Origin of the sequence: Bifidobacterium sp. M0353, assembly GCF_016100645.1 — a bacterium.
Classification (GTDB): Bacteria; Actinomycetota; Actinomycetes; order Actinomycetales; family Bifidobacteriaceae; genus Bombiscardovia; species Bombiscardovia choladohabitans.
This window is the reverse complement of the sequence record NZ_JACFSB010000020.1, coordinates 1-478: the sequence shown is the minus strand read 5'-3', so window position 1 is coordinate 478 and position 478 is coordinate 1. Positions and strand designations below refer to the sequence as shown.

The window sequence follows — 478 nt, the reverse complement described above, 5'->3', positions numbered from 1 at the left end:
ACCGGACGTTAGCACCCGATGTCTGTCTCCCGAGGAACCACTTGATGGTATTCTTAGTTTGCCATGGGTTGGTAAGTCGCAATGACCCCCTAGCCATAACAGTGCTTTACCCCCATCAGTGTCTTGCTCGAGGCACTACCTAAATAGTTTTCGGGGAGAACCAGCTATCTCCGAGTTTGTTTAGCCTTTCACCCCTATCCACAGCTCATCCCCGCATTTTGCAACATGCGTGGGTTCGGTCCTCCAGTACCTGTTACGGCACCTTCAACCTGGCCATGGATAGATCACTCGGTTTCGGGTCTACACCCAGCAACTCGACGCCCTATTAAGACTCGGTTTCCCTACGCCTCCCCTAATCGGTTAAGCTCGCTACTGAATGTAAGTCGTTGACCCATTATACAAAAGGTACGCAGTCACGGATTTCTCCGCTCCCACTGTTTGTATGCATCAGGTTTCAGGTTCTATTTCACTCCCCTCC

1 rRNA gene is annotated in these 478 nt (G+C 51.0%); it reads right to left on the bottom strand.

Features of this window, described 5'->3' with window-relative positions:
* Positions 1-478: ribosomal RNA gene (locus H3V04_RS08810) — 23S ribosomal RNA — on the bottom strand; the annotation flags it as partial.